This is a genomic window from Inquilinus sp. CAU 1745, from assembly GCF_039839375.1.
GTDB lineage: Bacteria > Pseudomonadota > Alphaproteobacteria > DSM-16000 > Inquilinaceae > JBDOQU01.
Genome location: NZ_JBDOQU010000019.1, coordinates 43,105 through 62,726, shown reverse-complemented (window position 1 = coordinate 62,726; position 19,622 = coordinate 43,105). Strand labels below are relative to the sequence as shown.

Sequence of the window (19,622 nt, the reverse complement as noted above, 5' to 3'; positions counted from 1 at the left end):
AAGCGGGACATCAGAGGGCCGCCCGCCTTATATACCCGCAGGGAGGATCGTTAATTGGCCGTTGAACGTCGCAAGTTTCTGAAGGGCGCCGCGCTGGGCGGCATCGCCGCCACCGCCGCCGGCGCATCCAGCTTCCCCAAGCCGGCCATAGCCCAGGGCAATATCGAGTGGCGGATGGTCACGACCTGGCCGAAGAACTTCCCCGGCCTGGGCGTCAGCGCGGAGCGCATCGCCACCAAGATCACCGAGATGTCCGGCGGCCGGCTGACCATCCGCGTCTATGCGGCGGGCGAGATGGTCCCGGCGTTCGAATCGATCGACGCGGTCATCAGCGGCACCGCCGACATGCTGCACGGCGCGGCCTATTACTGGCAGAACAAGTCCCGCGCACTGAACTTCTTCACCGGCGTGCCCTTCGGCATGACCGCCACGGAGATCAGCGCCTGGATGCGCTATCTGGGTGGCCAGGAAGTCTGGGACGAGGTCTATGGCCAGTTCGGCGTCAAGGGCTTCCTGTCCGGCCAGACCGGCGTGCAGGCCGGCGGCTGGTTCCGGAACGAGGTCAACACGGTCGCCGACCTGAACGGCCTGAAGTTCCGCACCCCGGGCCTTGGCGGCGACGTGTGGAAGGCGCTGGGCATCACCGTGGTCAACCTGCCGGGCGGCGAGATCTTCCCCGCGCTGCAGTCCGGCGCGCTGGACGCCGCGGAGTTCGTCGGCCCCTATAACGACCTGGCGCTGGGCTTCTTCCAGGTCGCCAAGAACTACTACTGGCCCAGCTTCAACGAGCCGGGCCTGGCCACCGAATGCGTGGTCAACAAGGCGATATACGAGGAACTGCCGACCGACCTCCAGAAGATCGTGGAGTACGCCTGCCAGGCCGACTACGAGCAGACGATGGCGGAGTTCAACGCCCGGAACCCGGCCGCGCTGAAGACCCTGGTCGAGGAGCACGGCGTCACCGTCCGCCGTTTCTCCGACGAGATCATCATCGCCGCGGGCAACGCCGCCGGCCAGGTGCTGGCGGAGGTCCGCGATTCCGGAGACGAACTGACCAAGAAGGTCGTGGACAGCTTCATCACCGCGCGCAACACGCTGATGGAGTACAACAAGCTTTCCGAGCAGGGCTACATGCAGGCCCGCGAACTGGACTACGACTACCTCTGATAGGGTAATCGGAAGCGGCCCCTTCGTCCTCCGCTCTAGCGGCCGGGCGGAGGGGCTTTTTCATTCGCGGTCTCGCCCAGCGTATCGGCCATCACGGCACCACGCTCGCCCATCGGCCGTTCCGGCCCGGTCGTCGAATCCCGCCGTGTCTGATGCTCGCTCTCGGCATTGAGCTCCGCGCCGATGAGGATGATCGCGACGGAGATCCACATCCAAATCATGAACCCGACCACGGCTCCCAGCGAGCCGTAGGTTTCGTTGTATGAGCCGAAATTGGCGACGTACCAGGAGAAGCCGATCGAGGCGACAAGCCAGACCAGGACGGCGACAATGCTGCCCGGCGTGATCCATTGCCACCGAGCCCTTTGGCGCGATGGGCCGTAGCGATAGAGGATTCCAAGGCAGAAGCTCATACCGAGAAGCAGGACGGGCCAGCGAGCGAGCCTGATGGCCATGTCGACGGCCCTGTCGAAGGGCAGGAAGGCCAGGACGACCGGCAGCACCACGACCGCGCCGATCAGCACGATCAGAAGCAGGATCGCCGACAGGGTAAACCCCAGCGTGATGAGGTTGAGCCGGATGAAGGACCGCTTCTCCTTCTCCCGATAGGCAACGTTCAGCGCGTCGAAGAGCGCCTTCATCCCGCCATTGGCGCTCCAGAGCGCCAGCGCCAGCCCGACCACGAATCCGACGCCCAGCGACGACCGGGGCTGGCTGGCGATCCGCCGCATCTGCTCCCCCATCAGATTGACGGCGTCGGCCGGCAGCACGCCGGCGAGAGCGTTGAGATGATCCGCCACCGCCGCGCCGTTGGCGAACAGGCCGTAGATCGACACCAGCACCGTCACCGCAGGGAAGATGGCGAGCAACCCGAAGAAGGTCACGCCCGCCGCCACGGCCAGAACCCGATCGGAGAGGATCTGGCCGAAAGTCCGCTTGAGGATATCCTTCCATCCCCGCAGCCGAATCTGGCCCGGCCCCGTCGCCTGCCGCCCTCGCCGATCGGCGTCGCGATCGTCGTCAGGCACCGGTTGTCGGGCGGGGGGTCGTCTTGTCGGGTGCGGCAGTCGATGGCGGAGAGGAAGGAGGGAGATCCTGGTCACGGTCCTCACGGTCCTTCTTGCCCGTGACGTTCGTCTTGACCGTCCTGGCGGCCTCTCCCAGCGCCTCGCCGGCGGATTCCTTCGAATAACCGCGCTTCTTCATGTCGTCGGTCACCTGGTGATAGGTATCCTCCGCCGTCTCCGCTGCTTCGCCCAGCTTCTCCCCCGCCTTGTCCATCGCGCGGTCCTTCACAGCGTCGCTGCCGCGGCCCATGAAACGGTCCTCCGTCCGCGTCGAGGGCAGCGCCGCGCCAATGGCGGCCCCTACGGCGAGCCCGATGGCGCCGAGCATCAGGGGTTGCTCCTCCGCCATATGGTTCAGGCCGCTCCAGGCCTGGGAGCCGGCGCGGGTCACGCCGTCGCGCGCGTCGTGGGAAAGTTCCCGCGCCCGCCTTCCGGCCGACGCCGATGCATGACCGACGCCATGCAACGCGCTTCCCGCCTTGTGGGAAGCTCCGGCGGCGGCCGAACCCGCCTTACCCGCCATGGAGGCGACGCGGGAATCGCGTCCAGCGCCAGCCTCGCTTTCATAGGCCGTCCGGTCATAGTCGCTTGCGGCGTAATGCTCCGGCCGCCGGCCGGATGCCATCAGCCAGCCGACGCCGGCGCCGATGAGCAGAATGGGCAGCGGATTGTCCCGGACCGACCGGCCCAGATTCCGCCCGAACTCCGCACCGCCGGAATCCTTGGCATAGTCCAGCGCCTGGTCGATCAGCTGCCCCGGCGACATGCGGAGGCGCAACTCGTCGAGCGTGTGGCTGACCTGCTCACGGGTCCGCTCGACCTCGCGCTCGATCTCCGCGCTCGATCTGGTGTGGTCGTGTGTCATCGTACCTGTTCCTTCGCTACGGACGTGTCGCGGTGCAGCTGGTCGATCGTCTTCCGGGGAGTCAGCCTCGTGGCGCTGATGTCGCTCATGCCCTTGCGCATCAGGAAGAACCCGATGATCGCCACCACGATGCCCACGGCCAGAGAAGCCCATCCGACGGGGATTCCGGCCTCGACCAGCCCCGCCACCAGCGCCTGAAGGAGGACCAGCAGCGCCGCGAGCAACAGGATCGCCCCGGCAAGCATACCGACTATGGCGTGGGTCGCCTGGTCGATCTTCTCCGACACCTCCGTCCGGGCCAGGGTGATCTCCTGGCGGAAGAGGCGCGTCAGATCCTCGACAAGGCCGCCCAGCAATTCAGGAAAGGACCGTTCGCTCATATCCCGGCTCCTTGCGATTGGATGTCGTCAGATTTCCCGGCGGTCTTCCCGGCGTCCGAACTCGTGGTTTCGGGGTCTTCCGGCCATCTCTCGCGGGACGCGGAGCGGTGGTAGCCCTCCTCTCCCTCATAGAGATCGTCGTCCGGGAGAGGCCGCGTGCTTTTCAGGAAGCGCGACAGGCCAATTCCGACGGCCACCGCCGCGCCGAAGAAGGCCAGTGGCTGACGCCGGGCGAAATTGTCGACGCCGCCGATCAGGTCGCCGATCCCCCTGTCCCGAAGAGTCCTGGACATGCCATCGACCGAATGCGCCGCCTCCCGCGCATATTTCGCGGCGTAGGGGGAGGAATGCTCCAACTCGTCGGCGGCCCTGTCGATGGCTTTCGCGAAATTGTCGATCTGCCGGGCTCCCCTCTCCTTCTGTTCGTCCGCGAAATCGCCGGCCTGATGCTTCATGTCCTGGGCGAACTCGCCGCCCTGGGCCTTCGCTTCGGCCTTGATCTTCGATGTGGTGGATTTTCGCCCGGTAGATGTCGAGCCGCCTGTCGTTCCGGGATCCGGTTCCCGCGATATGTCGCTCATCCTCGAAGCCCTCCGTTCACGCTGTCGCGGTCGACCTTCATCGACCCTCGTGGAACCGGAGAATAGCTTTGCCGATCAATAGTTCCCGGCACGCCGCGGGAACCCCTTCGCGGGCAGGATCATTCTGGAAAGGGAAAGAAAAAGGAGCCGCCGATGGCGCCGCGGGCCTTCTGGAAGGGATATCTGAAGCTGTCGCTGGTGACCTGCCCCGTCGCCATGATGCCGGCGACCGGAGAATCGGAGAAGGTCAGGTTCCATACGCTGAACCGGGCCACCGGCAACCGGATCCGAAGCCGCTATGTCGACAGCGTGACCGGCAAGCCGGTCGACGAGGATGACGAGGTCAAGGGCTATGAGACCGGCGAGGACGAATACGTCATCCTGACCGATGACGAGTTGGAGGACGTGGCGCTGGAGAGCGTACGGACGATCGATATCGAGATGTTCGTGCCTGAGGATTCGATCGAATGGCTCTGGTACGACAAGCCCCACTACCTGATGCCGGACGACACGGTGGGAGAAGAGGCCTTCTCCGTCATCCGGGACGCCATGAGAGCGACGAAGACGGTCGGGATATCCCGGATCGTCCTCTATCGGCGGGAGCGCGCGGTGATGCTGGCCCCGAGGGACAATGGCATCGTCCTGTGGACGCTTCGCTATGGCGACGAGGTGCGGGAGCCGAAGAATTATTTCGGCGAGATCGAACCCAAGAAGGTGGAATCCAAACTGCTCTCCCTCGCCGTCTCCCTGATCGAGGATAGGTCCAAACCATGGGACCCCGCCATGGTGAGCGACCCGGTCCAGGACCGCCTGCTGGAGATCATCGATTCCAAGCGCAAGGGCAAGAAACGGCGGAAGAAGAAGGAAGAGGAACCCGCCGAGGAGCGGCCGAGCAACGTCATCAACATCATGGATGCGCTCAAGAAGAGCCTTGCGGCGGAGGGGTCGAAGACCAGAAAGAAGCGCTGAGGCGTCAGCGTTTCTTCTGGCGCTTCTTTTTGGGCAGAGGAGCGGCGGCCTTCTGGAAATCCTCCCAGGGCGGCCGGCCCAGATTGGCCTGGCGCGTCACCGCGTTGGCGACGGTGAAATAGGAAGGCCCGATATTCTCATCCAGCTCATCCCATTCCAGCGGCATCGAGACGGGCGCGCCGGGGCGGGATCGGGTGGAGTAAGGCGCGACCGCCGTCTGGCCGCGCGAATTCCTGAGATAGTCGATGAAGATTTTCCCGCGCCGCTTCGACTTGGTGACGGTGGAGACGTAGCGGCCGGGATCGTCGGCGGCCATGGCGTCGGCCACGCCCTTCGCGAACGCCTTGACTTCCGTCCAGTCGGCCTTCGGCTCCAGCGGGACGGAGACGTGCAAGCCTTTGCCGCCGGAGGTCTTGACGAAGCTCTTCATCCCGAGATCGCTGAGATGATCCCGCACGGCGAAGGAAGCGGAGATCAGGTCGAGCCATTCGATGCCCGGCCCCGGATCAAGATCGAAGATCACCATGTCCGGCTTCTCAAGCGCGGCGAGCGACGATCCCCAGGGATGGATTTCCAGCACGCCGGCCTGGACGAGGCCGATCAGCCCGGCCAGATCGTCGATGACCAGCATCTGCTCGCCATCCTTGTCCGCCGGGTCCGGCACGGTTCGGATCGCCTTGTTCAGCCCCTTCCAGGCGTGCTTCTGGAAGAAGCACTGGCCGGTGACGCCGCCGGGGCAACGGACGAGCGACAACGGCCGCCCGACGACGAACGGGGCGATCCAGGGCCACATCTCCACATAATAGTCGGCGAGCCCTTCCTTGGTGACGCCGGCATCGGGCCAGTAGATTCGATCGGGATGGGTGAGTTTCACCGCCGGCCGCTTTGCCGCCTTCGTCTCCGTCGCCATATCCTCCCGCACGATCTCCGTCGCCGGCTTGTCGTCCCGCAATCCCCGGAAGGACGCCTGTCGCAGATTGCCGTCGGCCGTCCAGCCCCGGAACTCCACCTCCGCGACCTGGGTCGGCTCAACGAACCGGAGGTTCCGGGCCGCCTCCGCGCTCAGCTTGACGTCGAAGGGGCTGGTCTTGACCTTGAGGGCGGACAGCCTCTTGAAGAGATCCCGCGCCAGGGCGGCGCTGAAGCCCGTGCCGACGCGGCCGACATGCTGCAACTCGCCATCCTTGTAATAACCCAGCGCCAGAGAGCCGATCGCCTTGTCGGAGACGGTGGACGGAACATAGCCGCCGATGACGAATTCCTGCCGCTCCATGCATTTGGACTTCACCCAATCCTTGCCGCGGCCGGAGCGGTAGGGGGCGTCGCGCTTCTTCGACACCATTCCTTCGAGGCTGAGCCGGCAGGCATGGCGCAGGATGGTTTCGCCATCCTGATCGAAATGCTCGCTGTAGCGGATGATCCCCGGAATCTCCGGCAGCAGGCCCTCCAACGCCCGCTTGCGGTCCAGCAGGCCCGCCCGCCGCAGATCCCGGCCGTCGAGATAGAGCAGGTCGAAGGCGTAGAAGACGAAACGGTCGGTCCGTCCCTCGCTGAGGGCGGCCTGCAAGGCGGAGAAGTCGGACGCGCCGTTCTCCCGCTCGACCACCACCTCGCCATCCACGAGCGCGCTGTCGACCGGAAGCTTCCGGAAGGCGGCCGGCAGTTCCTTGCCGAACTTCGTCGTCCAGTCGAGCCCGCTGCGGGTCAGCAGCTTCACCTTGCCGTTCTCGACTCGGGCCTGGATGCGGTAGCCGTCGAACTTGATCTCATGGATCCATTGGCCGCCGGAGGGCGACTTGCGGACCAGGGTCGCCATCTCCGGCTCCACGAATTCCGGCAGCGCCGCCTTCTTCGCCCGTGCGAGCTTCGGCTTTTCGCGGGCGGGGCTGGAGGTTTTGCGCTTCTTCTTCGGGGGCCGGTCCTCCCCGACCTCCTCCACCTTCCGGCCGGTCTTCACCGATTCCGGCCGTTCCTCAAGGATGTCAGGGTCGTCGGCGTCCCGGCTTTCGTCATCGTCGCCCTTGATGAGCAGCCAGTTCTCCTTCTTCTCGCGCGGCTTTCCGCGCATCCGCACCAGATGCCAGCGTCCAGCCAGCTTCTCCCCATGGAGTTCGAAATCCAGCTTGCCCTTGGCGTAGGATTTGTGCGGGTCGCCGATGGGATTCCACCGGCCCTTGTCCCAGACGATGACCGACCCCGCGCCGTAATTTCCTTCGGGGATGGTTCCCTCGAAACCGCCATAGTCCAGCGGATGATCCTCCACATGGACGGCCAGGCGCTTCTCTCCGGGCACCAGGCTGGGGCCCCTGGTCACGGCCCAGCTTTTCAGCACGCCGTCCATCTCCAGCCGCAGATCGTAGTGCAGCCGCCGCGCGTCATGCTTCTGGACGACGAAGCTGTCGCCGATCTTCCGCGCACGGGAGCCCTTCGGTTCCTTCGTCTCGCCGAACCGGCGTTTCTTGCGGTAGGTCTCAAGCGCCATGGGCGATCATCCGGCCTTGCGGCGGGAGGGCGCGGAGGCCGCTTTCTTTCGGCTCCGTCCCTTTTTTGCAGATTTCGCGTCCTTGCCCGCGCTTTTCCTGAGGGCTTCCATGAGGTCGACCACCTTCTCCGAAGGCTGGGCCTTCCTCGCCTTCGGCTTGCGACCCTCGGCTTTCGCCTTCACCAGCTCGACCAACGCCGCTTCGTAGCGATCGTCGAAGGCGGTGGGGTCGAAGGTTCCGCTCTTGGTGTCGATGATGTGCTCGGCAAGCTCCAGCATCTCGCCCTTTATCTTCATGTCGGGGATGTCGGAGAACGCCTCCTTCGCCGACCGGACCTCGTAATCGAAATTGAGGGTGGTCGCGACCAGGCCGCAATCATGCGCCCGGATCAGGACCGTGCGGACGCGCCTGAACAGGACGGTCCGCGCCAGCGCCGCCACCTGCTTCTTCCGCATCGCCTCACGGATGACGCCATAGGCCTGCTCCGCCGCCTTGTTGGTGGGCGCCAGATAATAAGGGCGGTCAAAATAGACGTCATCGACATCCGGGCAGGCGATGAAGGCCTCGATCTCCAGCGTCTTGTCGCTTTCGGGGACGGCCTCGGCGATTTCCTCCGGCTCAAGAACGACATAGTCGTCGTCGCCGACCTCAAAGCCCTTCACCTGATCGTCCTTCTCGACCGGCTTGCCCGTCTCCTCATCGATGAATTCCCGCCGGACCCGGTGTCCCGTGGCGGCGTTGATGGTGTGGAAGGAGACGCGTTCGGAGGTCGAAGCGGCCGTGAACAGCCCGATCGGGCAGGTCAGTTCGGCGACCTTCAGGAATCCCTTCCATTGCGAGCGCGGTGCCAAGGGAATGCTCCGTTTCCGTTCACAGGAGCAACACGCGCACGAGCGGGGTCGTTCCCCTGAGACGGACAACGGAGATCATTCAGGCGGAGGTCCGCCGATCGTCGTCATCAGGAAGATCACCACCAGCACCGCCACCAGGACAAGCGCCAGGATGAGACCCTTGCTGCGGCGCCAGAGGTCCGTGTAGGAGGCGGGCGTGGAGGCGTCGGCGACCTCCCGCCGCTGCCGCCGGAGCTCGTCCTCCGTCTGGAAGGGGGCGGCGCCGGCCGCCTCGTCGTCCGCTCCGAGGGGTGCCGGCCCACCGCCGCGCGCCTTGCGTTCGTCATTCATCGTCATGATCCACCGCCATTTCCAGAAGCGGTTTTTGAATAGATCTCGCTGCGTAATGGTTCCCCGCAGGCGGGAACTCCGGCCGGGCGTGTCCTGTTAGGGCGTTCCGGAAGGCGAAAGCGTCGACCGCCGATGAGCTTTCGTCATCGATGGAACTGGAAAGGAATGCTCCGATGACCCGTAACCTGCACAAGATGATGCTGGACGAATTGCGCGACATCTACAGCGCTGAAACCCAGATCACGAAGGCGCTGCCGAAGATGGCGCGCAAGGCGTCCAGCCAGGAACTGAAATCGGCCTTCGAGCACCATCTGGAAGAGACGCGCGGCCATATCGAGCGGCTGGATAAGGTGTTCGAGATGCTGGACACCAACGCCCGCGCGCGCGGCAAGAAATGCGAGGCGATGGAGGGGCTGGTTTCCGAGGCTAAGGAGATCATGGAAGAGGATCTCGACGCCGACGCCATGGACGCGGCGCTGGTCGGCGCCGCCCAGAAGGTCGAGCATTACGAGATCGCCGGATACGGCACGCTCTGCGCCTGGGCCAAGGCGATGGGCCATGAGGATGTCGCCAAGACGCTGGCGGAGACGCTGGAGGAGGAACGCGCCGCGGACGAGAAGCTGAACAAGCTGAGCGCCAAGATCAACCAGGCGGCCGCGCGGAAGGCGCATGGCGAGGCCCGCGCCGCATAGGCCGGGGTCCCGCCTTTCCGATCCAGGATCAGGAGGAACGAGAGAATGTCAGGGCAGCTTCAGCCTGAACAGCGGCAGGAGAGACAGCCGGGCCGGCAGTATCAAATGCACCCCGAGCCCGACTGCCTTCCCCGATATCCCGGATCGGGAAAATTGAAGGACCGGGTGGCCATCGTCTCCGGCGGCGACAGCGGCATCGGCCGCGCCACCGCCCTGGCGATGGCCCGCGAGGGCGCCAAAATCGCGATCATCTATCTGGAGGAGGACAAGGACGCGGAACGGTCCCGCCAGATGGTCGAGGAGGAAGGCAGCGAAGCCCTGCTGCTGCGCGGCGACGTCGGGTACGAAGCGTTCTGCCGGGAGGCCGTCGGGAAGACCGTCGACCGGTTCGGACGGATCGACATCCTGGTCAACAACGCCGCCGAGCAGCATACGGAGAAGCGGCTTGAGGAGCTGGAGGCCGAGCAGTTGGAGCGGACCTTCCGCACCAACGTCTTCGGCTATTTCTATTTGGCCAAGGCGGTGCTTCCGCACCTGAAGGAAGGATCGTCGATCATCAACACGACTTCCATCACCGCCTATAAGGGCAGCCCAGCCCTTCTGGACTACAGCGCCACGCGGGGGGCGATCGTCGCCTTCACCCGCTCCCTGTCCCAAAATCTGATCGAAAGGGGCATACGGGTGAACGGCGTCGCGCCGGGCCCGATCTGGACCCCGCTGATACCGGCTTCGTTCGACGAGGAACGGGTGGCGGCGCACGGCTCCAGCGCGCCCATGAAGCGGGCGGGCCAGCCGAACGAGGTGGCGCCCTGCTACGTCTTCCTGGCGAGCGAGGACGCCTCCTACATGAGCGGCCAGGTGCTTCACCCCAATGGCGGGACCATCGTCAGTTCCTGATCGGAAAGCCCTCCACCCGACTGTTCAGCGGCGGCGCCCGAGGCGTCGCCGCTCTTATGTGGGCGCAGAGACTTCCACAACTATCCGGAAGATAAAATTCCGGCTCCGTAACTGAAATTCGCTCGGAACACCGTTTTTGGCGGCTTGTTTTGTGATCATGGGACAGTAAAGGCGCTCAATAGAGGCCTTCGTACACAGTCCGAAAATTTCCGAGATAACGCTTCCTGCCCGATTCAAGTGCGGAAGCGAACCCTATCCTTCGGCCTAGATTCGAGGAGTGCTCCTATGAATCACAACATCGACCAGCGGCCTTCCCCTTCGCCCGCTCAATTGGAGAGGACGCAGCGGCAGCTTTGCCTGGAGATGCCGCGCTTGCGCCGTTATGCCCGTTACCTGACGCGATCGGCCGAATCGGAAGACCTGGTCCAGGATACGTTGCTGAGGGCGATGCAGAAACTTCACCTTTGGCAGCCCGGGACCAATCTGGGCGCATGGCTGCGCAAGGTGATGCTGAACATCTATCTGGGACAGCGCACCCGCGCCCATAGCCGCCCGCTGATAGACGACCGCCCGATCGAGGACCATCCGGTGCAGATGAACGGCAACCAGGAGAGCCATCTGGCCCTGCTGCTGCTGAAGCAGGAGGTTTCCAACCTGCCGGACGATCAGAGGCAGATCATCAGCATGGTCGCGGTCGACGGCGTCTCCTATGTCGACGCCGCGGAACGGCTGGACCTGCCGATCGGCACCGTGCGCTCCCGCCTCTCCCGGGCCCGGCATTCGCTGCGGGAGCGTTTCGCGGTGAACTGACATCACAGGAAAACGGCCCGGCATCGGAATGCCGGGCCGTCATTTTTCCGAAAGGATGAAACCTATTCAGGCGTTTCCATCTCAGGAAGCTGCTCCAGTTCCTCCCGCGTCATCGATGTCATGAAGGTTCCTTCCTCAGTCGGGCCCTCAAGCTGGTCCATCGCGATGCCGACCGTCTTTTCGCCCATGCCGAGGAAGCCCCCGACATCGACGATCACCTCCTTCACATTCTCCGACCCTCGGCTGAGCAGCACGTCTGAAATCTCACCGATCTCCGTGCCGTCATCCTGGACGATCGAGGTGCCGATCAGATCGGAAGCGTAGAGGCTGTCGCCTGCCATCGCCTGGACGTCCGCCGCCGGTTCGTCATCAAGCGTGGGCGTCGAGGTCTGGGGGTCGGGCGCAGCCTCCATCTGGGGCGTCGTGTCCTCGTCCGCCTGGGTACCCTCCACCGAGGAACCGCCCGTGTCCTGCGCCCAGGCCGCAGTCGGGAACAGCATGCAGGCAGCGATGGCGAGCAGGGTCTTGCGATCCATGATCTCTCTCCCTTCTTATCCTTGTGAACCTGCTGGCGGGAACAGGCCGTGGAGGAATCGGTTCCCGCTACCGGTCCGAACGGAACCGAAGCAGGACGAAGGCATCCGTCTCCACCGCGCGCAGCCCTTTCGGGGCGTCCGTCGAGCGGCGGCGCACGGCCTCCAGATCGTCAAGGAGGGAGCCCGTCATGAAGCAATCGACGATGGTGGGATGGATGTAGCATTGCCGGCAGATCGTCGGCGTGTTGCGAAGCTGGGCCGCGATCTCCGTCACCGTCGCCCGCACGATGCGCTTGGCCTGCGCGGCGGTTGTCGCGATTTCGGCGCGCGACAGGGCGGCGAGCGCCGCGACGGTCCCGGCCCAGGTCCGGAAATCCTTGGCGGTGAAGGGGCCGCCGGAAATCTCCCTGAGATAATCGTTCACGTCCGTCGAGGTGACCTCCCGGTAGTCGCCGCTTTCGTCCCGGTACCGGAACAGGTGCTGCCCCGGCAGGTCCTGGCAGGTCCGGATCACCCTGGCGACCCGGCGGTCATCGACCTGGAGGTTCCATTCCTTGCCGGACTTGCCCTTGAACCGGAAGCGCAGATGGTCGGCCCGGGTCGAGACGTGGCGGCGTTTCAGCGTGGTGAGGCCGTGGCTCTTGTTCTCCTTCTCATAGTCCAGATTGCCGACCCTTATCAGCGTCGTCTCCAGAAGGCGGACGATGGCGGCGAGCACCCTTTCCCTCTGCAATCCCGGCCGGCGCAGATCTGCGGCCACGCGGCGGCGGATGCGCGGCAGGGTGCGCGCGAAGTCGAGCAGCCGATGGAACTTCGATTCATCCCGCACGACCCGCCAGCGAGGATGGTAGCGATACTGCTTCCGCCCCCTGTCGTCCCTGCCCGACGCCTGGAGATGGCCGGCCGGATCCACGCAGATCCACACCTCCCGCCAGGCGGGTGGGATGGCCAGCGTCTTGATGCGCTTCAGGACTTCCCTGTCCCCGATAAGGTTTCCGGAATCGTCGCGGTAGGAAAAGCCCTTGCCGGCGCGCCGGCGCCGGATCCCGGGCACTTCGTCGGTCACATGGACCAGCCCGGCCTGATCGATATCCCGCGCAAGGTCGGCCTCAGCCTCGTCGTTCAATTCGGTCTCTCCGCCGCATGGATTGCCAGCGCGATTAACACTTCTCCGGCCGCCCGGTTCCTGCCCGCCCTCCCGCCCCCCGGCGGCAGCATCAGGAACCCTTTTTGAAAACGCCTATTAGAGGCCGTCAGCACATCGCTACTGCCGCGGCGCGCAATTCGGCCATCGCCGTTCCACCCGCGCCTGGACACCGAAACTGACATGGAGACGCCACGCATGAAGGCACGTGTCTTGATTACGGGAGGCGCCGGTTTCATCGGCTGCCATGTGGCGCGGGCCCTTCTCCATCGGGGCTATGACATAAGGATCCTCGACAGCCTGATCGATCAGGTCCACGCGGGGCGTCCCGCCATCGATCCCGTGCTGCGGGAGGTCGAGGTGAAGGAAGGTGACGTTCGTGACGCCACGACCGTCGCCGTGGCCTTGCAGGATGTCGACCATGTCATCCATCTGGCGGCGGAAGTCGGCGTCGGCCAGAGCATGTACGCGATCGACCGCTATGTCTCCGTGAACGACCATGGTACCGCCGTCCTGCTTCAGGCCCTGACGCGGCGGCCGGTCCGGCGGCTGGTGGTGGCATCATCGATGAGCATATATGGCGAGGGCCTCTACCGCACCGAAGGCGGCGATACGGTCGCCGACGCGGAGCGGCCGGCGGGCGGTAAACGCTGGAACCCGGTCGACGCGCAAGGCCGCGAATTGACTCCCATGCCGACGCCGGAATGGAAGGCGCCGAAACTGGCTTCGGTCTACGCCCTGACCAAGTTCGTCCAGGAGCAGCTGACCATGACCGTCGGCCGGACCTACGGGATGGAAAGCGTGGCGCTGAGGCTGTTCAACGTGTTCGGCCCCGGCCAGGCCCTGTCCAACCCCTATACGGGCGTGCTGGCGATCTTCGCCTCCCGGCTGCTGAACGGGCAGAACCCGGCCATCTTCGAGGATGGGCGGCAAAGGCGCGACTTCGTCCATGTCGAGGATGTGGCGCAGGCCTTCGCGCTGGCACTGGAACATCCAGACGCGCCGGGAGAGACCTTCAACATCGGCAGCGGAATCGACGTGACGGTCGAGGAGGTGGCGACCAAGCTGGCGGCGGCCATGGGCCGGCCGGACCTGACGCCCGACATCCTTGGCAAGGCGCGCACCGGCGACATCCGCCACTGCTTCGCCGATATCGGCAAGGCCCGCGACCGGCTGGGCTTCGCACCCCGCCGCACGCTGGAGGACAGCCTTCCGGAGCTGGTGGGCTGGGTCGAGAAACAGCAGGCGGTGGACCGCGTCGCCGAAGCGCGGCAGGAGCTGGAAGCAAGGGGGCTGGTCGCATGAAGCCCCCTCTGCGAAAGCACCCCGATCTCGGCGTCGTGGAATGGTTCAGGCCGGGCGAGCATGACAGGGTCACGCGCTGCCTGGACCATCTCTCCGACCTCGGCGTCGGGCGATTGCGGACCCATGTCTCCTGGGCCGACTATCACACGCCCGAGGGGCGCGGCTGGTACGACTGGCTGCTGCCGAGGCTGGGCGAGGCGGTCGATCTGCTGCCCTGCCTTCACTACACGCCCCCTTCCCTATCGGAAACCGGGCGGTCGTCCGGACCGCCGCGGAATCTCCGCGATTTCGCGGATTTCCTGGACGAGGTGACCGACCGCTATGGGGAGCATTTCGATACGGTCGAGTTGTGGAACGAGCCGAACAACCTTCTGGACTGGGATTGGCGGGTCGACCCCGATTGGCTGAAATTCTGCGAGATGATCGGGGCCGCCGCCCATTGGGCGCAGGAGAAGGGCTTCGCCGTCGTCCTGGGTGGCCCCTGCCCCAACGACACCAACTGGCTGAACCTGATGGGCGAGCGCGGGGTGCTGGGCGTGGTGGACGTGCTGGGCGTCCACGGCTTTCCCGGAACCTGGGATTCGGAACACGCGACATGGCCCGGCTGGTCGCGGACGCTCCAGGAGCTGAAGCAGACCGCCCGCGCCCATAATCCCGGCCTTGATTTCTGGATCACCGAAAGCGGCTATTCCACCTGGCGGAACGACCCGTTCGAACAGGTCGGGAACTTCCTGGATTTGCTGCGAACGGAGGTCGGCCGGACCTATTGGTACGCGCTGGAGGATCTTCCCGCCGACATGGCGGTGCAGGAAGGCGTGCACTTCGATAAGCGCCATTATCATTTCGGTCTCTACACCGCGACAGGCCAGCCGAAGCTGCTGGCGCGCCTCTTGTCCGAAGGCGGTGTGGAGAATGTCGAGAAGGTGGCCCGCCACCCGGTCCCCAAGCCCGCGCTTGTCGGCCGGACGCCCGTCCTGGTCACGGGCGGGGCCGGCTTCATCGGCGCCAACCTGGCCGACCGGCTGGCGCGCGACGGGAAGGACGTGCTGGTCTACGACTCCCTCGCCCGGCCCGGCGTGGACGCCAATCTGGACTGGCTGAAGCAACGGCATCCGGCGAAGATCTCAGTCGCGATCGCCGACATCCGCGACGACGGCGCGCTGGCGGACGCAGCGGCCGACGCCGAAGCGGTCTTCCATTTCGCAGCCCAGGTCGCGGTGACATCGAGCCTCCTGGACCCTGTGGAGGATTTCGAGGTCAACCTCCAGGGCACGCTCCGCCTGCTGGAGACGCTGCGCCGACGTGGGACGCCTCCGCCGCTGGTCTTCGCCAGCACCAACAAGGTCTATGGCGACCTTGGAGACATCGTCCTGGAAGAGACCGGCGGTGCCTACCGCCCGGCGGACCCCGACCTTCGAGCCCACGGGATCGGCGAGAACTGGCCGCTGGACTTCCACACCCCTTACGGCTGCTCCAAGGGGGCGGCCGACCAGTATGTGCTGGACTATGTCCGCAGCTTCGGCATCCCGGCCGCCGTCCTGAGGATGAGCTGCATCTACGGCCCCCGGCAGCGCGGCACCGAGGATCAGGGGTGGGTTGCCCATTTCGCGCGCCAGGCGCTGACGCAATCCCCGATCTCCATCTTCGGGGACGGGCATCAGGTGCGCGACGTGCTGCATGTGGACGACGCCGTGGCGGCTTATCTGGCTGCCTGGCGCCGGATGTCCGCCATACGCGGCCGCGCCTTCAATCTGGGCGGCGGGCCGGACAACGCGGTCAGCCTCCTCCAGATCATCGGCGAGATCGAGCGGATCTGCGGCTACGACCTTGATCTGGAGTTCCTGCCCTGGCGGGCCGGGGACCAGCGCTATTTCGTCGCCGACATCAGGCGCGCCATGGGCTCCCTCGGCCTCGGCCGGCCGAAAGGCTGGCGCGAGGGTCTGCCCGACCTCATCCGGTGGATGAGCTGCGAGAGCGCGACGGTCCTGCCGTCGCCGCGGAACGCCGCCGATACCGACATGGAGATCGCACGATGAAAGTCGCCCTGGTCAATCCACCCTGGAGCTTCCCCAACAGCATCTATTTCGGCTGCCGCGATCCGCACCTCCCGCTGGAGCTGGGATACGCCAAAGCCCTCTTGGAGCAGAACGGCCACGAAGCCCTGCTGGTCGACGGCCATCTACAGAATATTCCGGCGACCGCGCTGGCCGACCGGGTGGCGGCATTCGCGCCGGACATGACGGTGATCGTCACGGCGCCCACCTACCTGTTCTGGCGGTGCGCGCAGCCGGAGCTTCGGGCTCCGAGGGAGATCGTGACGGCGCTATCCGGACGCGGCGGGTTCACCGTCGCCGTCGGCCCCCACGGTTCGGCGACCCCGGCGGCTACCCTGCGCAAGCTGGGGGTGGAGTTGGTGGTGCGCGGTGAGTGCGAGGAGGCGATCCTTGCGCTGGCGGAGACGGAGTCTTCCCATGACGTTCACGGCGTCGCCTGGCTGGAGGATGGGGAGCTTCGCCTCACCGGCGGGCTGAACGCCTGCGGCTTCGTCGACCTGCCGGCCCTGAGTTGGCCGGAATCCTGGATATCGCGGCACGCCCACCACCATCACCGGTTCGAGAGGAAGCCCGAAGGGCCGGGCGCGGAGGTGGAAGCCTCGCGCGGCTGTCCCTATTCCTGTTCCTTCTGCGCGAAGCTGGATTTCCGGGACAAGTACCGGCGGCGGAACCATGAGATCCTTCTGCGAGAGATAGACGGGCTTCTGGAGCAAGGCGTCCGCTACCTCTACTTCATCGACGAGATCTTCCTGCCCCAGAAACCCCTGCTGGAGGTGTTGCGGGACCGCGATGTCGCCTTCGGCGTGCAGACGCGGCTGGACCTCTGGAAGCCGGAGATGATCGACCTGCTGGGCGAGGCGGGCTGCGTGTCCGTCGAGGCCGGGGTGGAAAGCCTGACCGAGGAAGGACGGGCGCTTCTCCAGAAGAAGTGCCGGATGACGACCGAGGAGCTGACGGACCTCCTGATCCGCGCGCGGCGGAAGATCCCATTCGTCCAGGCCAACCTGATCGCCACGGACGCCGACGACCCGGCGATCGTCGCGGAATGGCGGAAGCGGCTGGAGGGACAGGGTGTCTGGGCGAACGATCCAGTGCCGCTCTACCCCTATCCCAGTTCCCCGGACTACAGGCGGCTGTGGGGCGAACCCGACGATTACGCCTGGGAGCGCGCGCACACCTACTATCTGGCGCAGTTCGACCGCTTCAGCGACGTACAGGACGCCCAGCCCCACCCGTTGCCCGAGCTGGAGGATGCATGCCTGCCGGCGCGATGACGGGGAGGCCCCGTCGCATTCTCCTGAGCGCCGACGCCGTCGGCGGAGTCTGGCAATATTCTCTGGAACTGGCCCAGGGCTTCAGCCGGCGCGGCATCGCCGTGATTTTGGCCGTGCTGGGCCCCTCGCCCGCCGATGATCTGATCGCCCGCGCCGGAGAGATCGAGACGCTGTCGCTGGTCGTGCTGGATGGCCAACTGGACTGGACCGCCGCGACGCCGGCCGATGTCGAGCGGTCGGCGGCCTCACTGTCCGCGCTCGCCGCGCGGGAAGAGGCCGATCTGATCCATCTCCACAGTCCCGCCCTGGCCGGGGCGACCCGTTGGCCCGCGCCGGTGATCGTCACCGCCCATTCCTGCCTCGCCACATGGTGGCGGACGATGCGGGAGGGGCCGATGCCTTCCGATTTCGTCTGGCGTGTCGAGCAGACGGCGGCCGGGATGCGCTCCGCCGAAGCGATCATCGCCCCTTCCCGCAGTTTCGCCATGGCGCTGGCGGAGGCCTACGGGAGCGACATTCCGGTGATCCCGATCCGCAACGGCCGGACGCCGGCGCATCCGGCGGCCGTATGCCGGGAGGCGCTGATCTTCACGGCCGGCAGGTTGTGGGACGAGGGCAAGAACATGATCGCGCTCGACCACGCGGCCGCCCTTCACGATCTCCGGATCTTCGCCGCCGGCAGCGACAAGGGCCCCCACGGCGCATCGATCGCCCTGCCCCACCTGACGCTGCTGGGCCGCCTGAACGATGCCGATGTCACGGGCTGGCATCACAGGGCCTCGGTCTACGCCTCCACCGCCCTCTATGAACCGTTCGGGTTGTCGGTCCTGGAAGCGGCCCAGGCCGGATGCGTGCTCGTGCTGTCGGACATTCCCACCTTCCGCGAATTGTGGGGTGGCGCGGCCTATTTCGTGCCGCCGGACGACCCCGACGCCATCGGCTGGGCGCTGAGGCATGTACTGGCCGAACCCTACGGGCTGGCGTCCCGAGGCGCCGACGCGCGCACCCGCGCCGACCGGTACGGCAGCGAGCGGATGACGGCGGAAACCCTGGACGCCTATGGCGCGGTTCTCGCCAAACGTCATATGGCGGCGGAGTAGACGACGATGCGCTTTGCCTATTTCACCCATTCCCTCGTCTCCTGCTGGAACCACGGGAACGCGCATTTCATCAGGGGTGTCCTTCGCCAGTTGCTGCGGAAGGGCCATACGGTGGAGGCGTTCGAGCCGGAGCACGGCTGGAGCCGCGCCAACATGCGGGCGGAAACCTCAGCCGACGGCGAAGCCGAGTTCCGCCGGTTCTTCCCCGATTTGCGCTCCATCTCCTATGGGGACGACTTCGATGTCGAAGCCGCTCTCGACAGGGCCGATGTGGTGATCGTCCATGAATGGACGGAGCCTCGGCTGATCGCGGAAATCGGGCGGGCCCGCCGGCAGGGCGGGCGGTTCTGGCTGCTGTTCCACGACACCCACCACCGGGCGGTGAGCGATCCTCAGGCGATCGGAAACCTGAATCTGGAGGATTATGACGGCATCCTCGCCTTCGGCGAGACGCTGGCGGAGGTCTATCGCGACCATGGGTGGGGCGACCGTGTCTTCGTCTGGCACGAGGCGGCCGATATCACCCTCTTCAAGCCCATAGCGGATGGGCGGGCGAAAGCCGGGCTCGTCTGGATCGGGAACTGGGGCGACGGCGAACGTTCCTCTGAGATCGAGACCTTCCTGCTGAATCCGGCCGCGGCGGTCGGGGTGCGCCTGGATGTCCACGGCGTCCGCTATCCCGACCATGCGTTGAAGGCGTTGGCCGACCGGGGCGGACGACCCCGGGGATGGCTGCCGAACGTTCGCGCGCCCGAAACCTTCGCGGATCACCTCGCCACCATCCACGTGCCCCGCCGCTTCTATGCCGAAACGCTGCCGGGGATTCCGACTATCCGGATGTTCGAGGCGCTGGCCTGCGGCATTCCGCTGGTCAGCGCGCCCTGGCAGGATAGCGAGGGGCTGTTCCGGCCCGGCGTGGATTACCTGGTCGCCCGCTCCGGTGGCGAAATGGAACTGCACCTCGCCGACCTCATCTCCGATCCCGACCTTCGCCGGGAGGTATCCGCGAACGGGCTGGAGACGATCCTCGCGCGGCACACTTGCGGACACCGCGCGGCGGAGCTGGTCGACATCGTCCACACCCTTTCCGGTTCCCTGAAAACAGGAGCAGCCTGAG

Annotated in this window: 19 protein-coding genes; 10 read left to right on the top strand and 9 right to left on the bottom strand. The window is 65.7% G+C overall.

Annotation, left to right across the window (positions count from 1 at the left end):
• Positions 1–54: 54 nt before the first annotated feature.
• Positions 55–1,167 carry a TRAP transporter substrate-binding protein gene (locus AAFN89_RS18705; RefSeq protein WP_347540736.1) on the top strand — a complete coding sequence of 371 codons (1,113 nt, stop codon included), beginning with the start codon at positions 55–57 and terminating at the stop codon, positions 1,165–1,167.
• A gap of 35 nt (positions 1,168–1,202) precedes the next feature.
• Here the strand turns inward: AAFN89_RS18705 and AAFN89_RS18700 are convergent, their stop codons facing one another.
• The 4 genes from AAFN89_RS18700 to AAFN89_RS18685 are packed head-to-tail and all read right to left on the bottom strand — an operon-like array spanning position 1,203 to position 4,060.
• The gene (locus AAFN89_RS18700) at positions 1,203–2,195 is read right to left on the bottom strand and encodes a YihY/virulence factor BrkB family protein (RefSeq protein WP_347540735.1); all 993 of its coding nucleotides are present in this window, start codon (positions 2,193–2,195) and stop codon (positions 1,203–1,205) included.
• Positions 2,188–3,099: a DUF3618 domain-containing protein gene (locus tag AAFN89_RS18695; RefSeq protein ID WP_347540734.1), complete on the bottom strand. Its 912-nt coding sequence runs from the start codon at positions 3,097–3,099 to the stop codon at positions 2,188–2,190. The genes AAFN89_RS18700 and AAFN89_RS18695 overlap by 8 nt, the downstream gene beginning before the upstream one ends.
• A complete protein-coding gene (locus AAFN89_RS18690; protein ID WP_347540733.1) occupies positions 3,096–3,479 on the bottom strand; it encodes a phage holin family protein in 384 nt (127 codons plus the stop codon). Before AAFN89_RS18690 ends, AAFN89_RS18695 begins: the two co-directional genes overlap by 4 nt.
• Complete coding sequence (locus AAFN89_RS18685; protein WP_347540732.1) at positions 3,476–4,060, bottom strand: hypothetical protein; 585 nt, start codon at positions 4,058–4,060, stop codon at positions 3,476–3,478. The genes AAFN89_RS18690 and AAFN89_RS18685 overlap by 4 nt, the downstream gene beginning before the upstream one ends.
• Before the next feature lie 153 nt (positions 4,061–4,213).
• Between AAFN89_RS18685 and AAFN89_RS18680 the strand changes: the two genes are divergently transcribed.
• A complete protein-coding gene (locus AAFN89_RS18680) occupies positions 4,214–5,029 on the top strand; it encodes a Ku protein (RefSeq protein WP_347540731.1) in 816 nt (271 codons plus the stop codon).
• A 4-nt stretch (positions 5,030–5,033) separates the two neighbouring features.
• On the opposite strand, the gene ligD is transcribed toward AAFN89_RS18680, so the two are convergent.
• The 3 genes from ligD to AAFN89_RS18665 all read right to left on the bottom strand — a co-directional run bounded on the left by ligD (position 5,034) and on the right by AAFN89_RS18665 (position 8,699).
• On the bottom strand, positions 5,034–7,511 hold the full coding sequence (gene ligD, locus AAFN89_RS18675) for a DNA ligase D (RefSeq protein ID WP_347540730.1): 2,478 nt from the start codon (positions 7,509–7,511) through the stop codon (positions 5,034–5,036).
• Between the two features lie 6 nt (positions 7,512–7,517).
• Entirely contained in the window at positions 7,518–8,363 is an 846-nt protein-coding gene (locus AAFN89_RS18670) for a Ku protein (protein ID WP_347540729.1), read from the bottom strand.
• Positions 8,364–8,438: 75 nt separating this feature from the next.
• Positions 8,439–8,699 carry a hypothetical protein gene (locus AAFN89_RS18665; RefSeq protein WP_347540728.1) on the bottom strand — a complete coding sequence of 87 codons (261 nt, stop codon included), beginning with the start codon at positions 8,697–8,699 and terminating at the stop codon, positions 8,439–8,441.
• A gap of 167 nt (positions 8,700–8,866) precedes the next feature.
• On the opposite strand from AAFN89_RS18665, the gene AAFN89_RS18660 reads away from it, so the two are divergent.
• From AAFN89_RS18660 to AAFN89_RS18650, 3 genes are all read left to right on the top strand, one after another.
• Positions 8,867–9,385, top strand: coding sequence for a ferritin-like domain-containing protein (locus tag AAFN89_RS18660; protein WP_347540727.1), 519 nt, complete (start codon positions 8,867–8,869; stop codon positions 9,383–9,385).
• 45 nt (positions 9,386–9,430) lie between these two features.
• A complete protein-coding gene (locus AAFN89_RS18655) occupies positions 9,431–10,282 on the top strand; it encodes an SDR family oxidoreductase (protein ID WP_347540726.1) in 852 nt (283 codons plus the stop codon).
• A gap of 372 nt (positions 10,283–10,654) precedes the next feature.
• A complete protein-coding gene (locus AAFN89_RS18650) occupies positions 10,655–11,092 on the top strand; it encodes a sigma-70 family RNA polymerase sigma factor (protein WP_347540725.1) in 438 nt (145 codons plus the stop codon).
• A 62-nt stretch (positions 11,093–11,154) separates the two neighbouring features.
• Here the strand turns inward: AAFN89_RS18650 and AAFN89_RS18645 are convergent, their stop codons facing one another.
• Together AAFN89_RS18645 and AAFN89_RS18640 are read right to left on the bottom strand one after the other, a co-directional pair.
• Complete coding sequence (locus AAFN89_RS18645) at positions 11,155–11,628, bottom strand: PRC-barrel domain-containing protein (RefSeq protein WP_347540724.1); 474 nt, start codon at positions 11,626–11,628, stop codon at positions 11,155–11,157.
• Positions 11,629–11,695: 67 nt separating this feature from the next.
• Positions 11,696–12,754: a DNA topoisomerase IB gene (locus AAFN89_RS18640; RefSeq protein WP_347540723.1), complete on the bottom strand. Its 1,059-nt coding sequence runs from the start codon at positions 12,752–12,754 to the stop codon at positions 11,696–11,698.
• 216 nt (positions 12,755–12,970) lie between these two features.
• On the opposite strand from AAFN89_RS18640, the gene AAFN89_RS18635 reads away from it, so the two are divergent.
• Genes AAFN89_RS18635 through AAFN89_RS18615 form a run of 5 tightly spaced genes read left to right on the top strand, consistent with a single transcriptional unit; the run spans position 12,971 to position 19,621 of the window.
• On the top strand, positions 12,971–14,077 hold the full coding sequence (locus tag AAFN89_RS18635; protein WP_347540722.1) for an NAD-dependent epimerase/dehydratase family protein: 1,107 nt from the start codon (positions 12,971–12,973) through the stop codon (positions 14,075–14,077).
• Positions 14,074–16,113 carry an NAD-dependent epimerase/dehydratase family protein gene (locus AAFN89_RS18630; protein ID WP_347540721.1) on the top strand — a complete coding sequence of 680 codons (2,040 nt, stop codon included), beginning with the start codon at positions 14,074–14,076 and terminating at the stop codon, positions 16,111–16,113. The genes AAFN89_RS18635 and AAFN89_RS18630 overlap by 4 nt, the downstream gene beginning before the upstream one ends.
• Entirely contained in the window at positions 16,110–17,405 is a 1,296-nt protein-coding gene (locus AAFN89_RS18625) for a TIGR04295 family B12-binding domain-containing radical SAM protein (RefSeq protein ID WP_347540720.1), read from the top strand. Before AAFN89_RS18630 ends, AAFN89_RS18625 begins: the two co-directional genes overlap by 4 nt.
• Positions 17,387–18,505 (top strand): glycosyltransferase family 4 protein, encoded by a 1,119-nt coding sequence (locus AAFN89_RS18620; RefSeq protein ID WP_347540719.1) that lies wholly within the window; start codon positions 17,387–17,389, stop codon positions 18,503–18,505. Before AAFN89_RS18625 ends, AAFN89_RS18620 begins: the two co-directional genes overlap by 19 nt.
• Before the next feature lie 6 nt (positions 18,506–18,511).
• Positions 18,512–19,621 carry a glycosyltransferase gene (locus tag AAFN89_RS18615; protein ID WP_347540718.1) on the top strand — a complete coding sequence of 370 codons (1,110 nt, stop codon included), beginning with the start codon at positions 18,512–18,514 and terminating at the stop codon, positions 19,619–19,621.
• Position 19,622 lies beyond the last annotated feature (1 nt).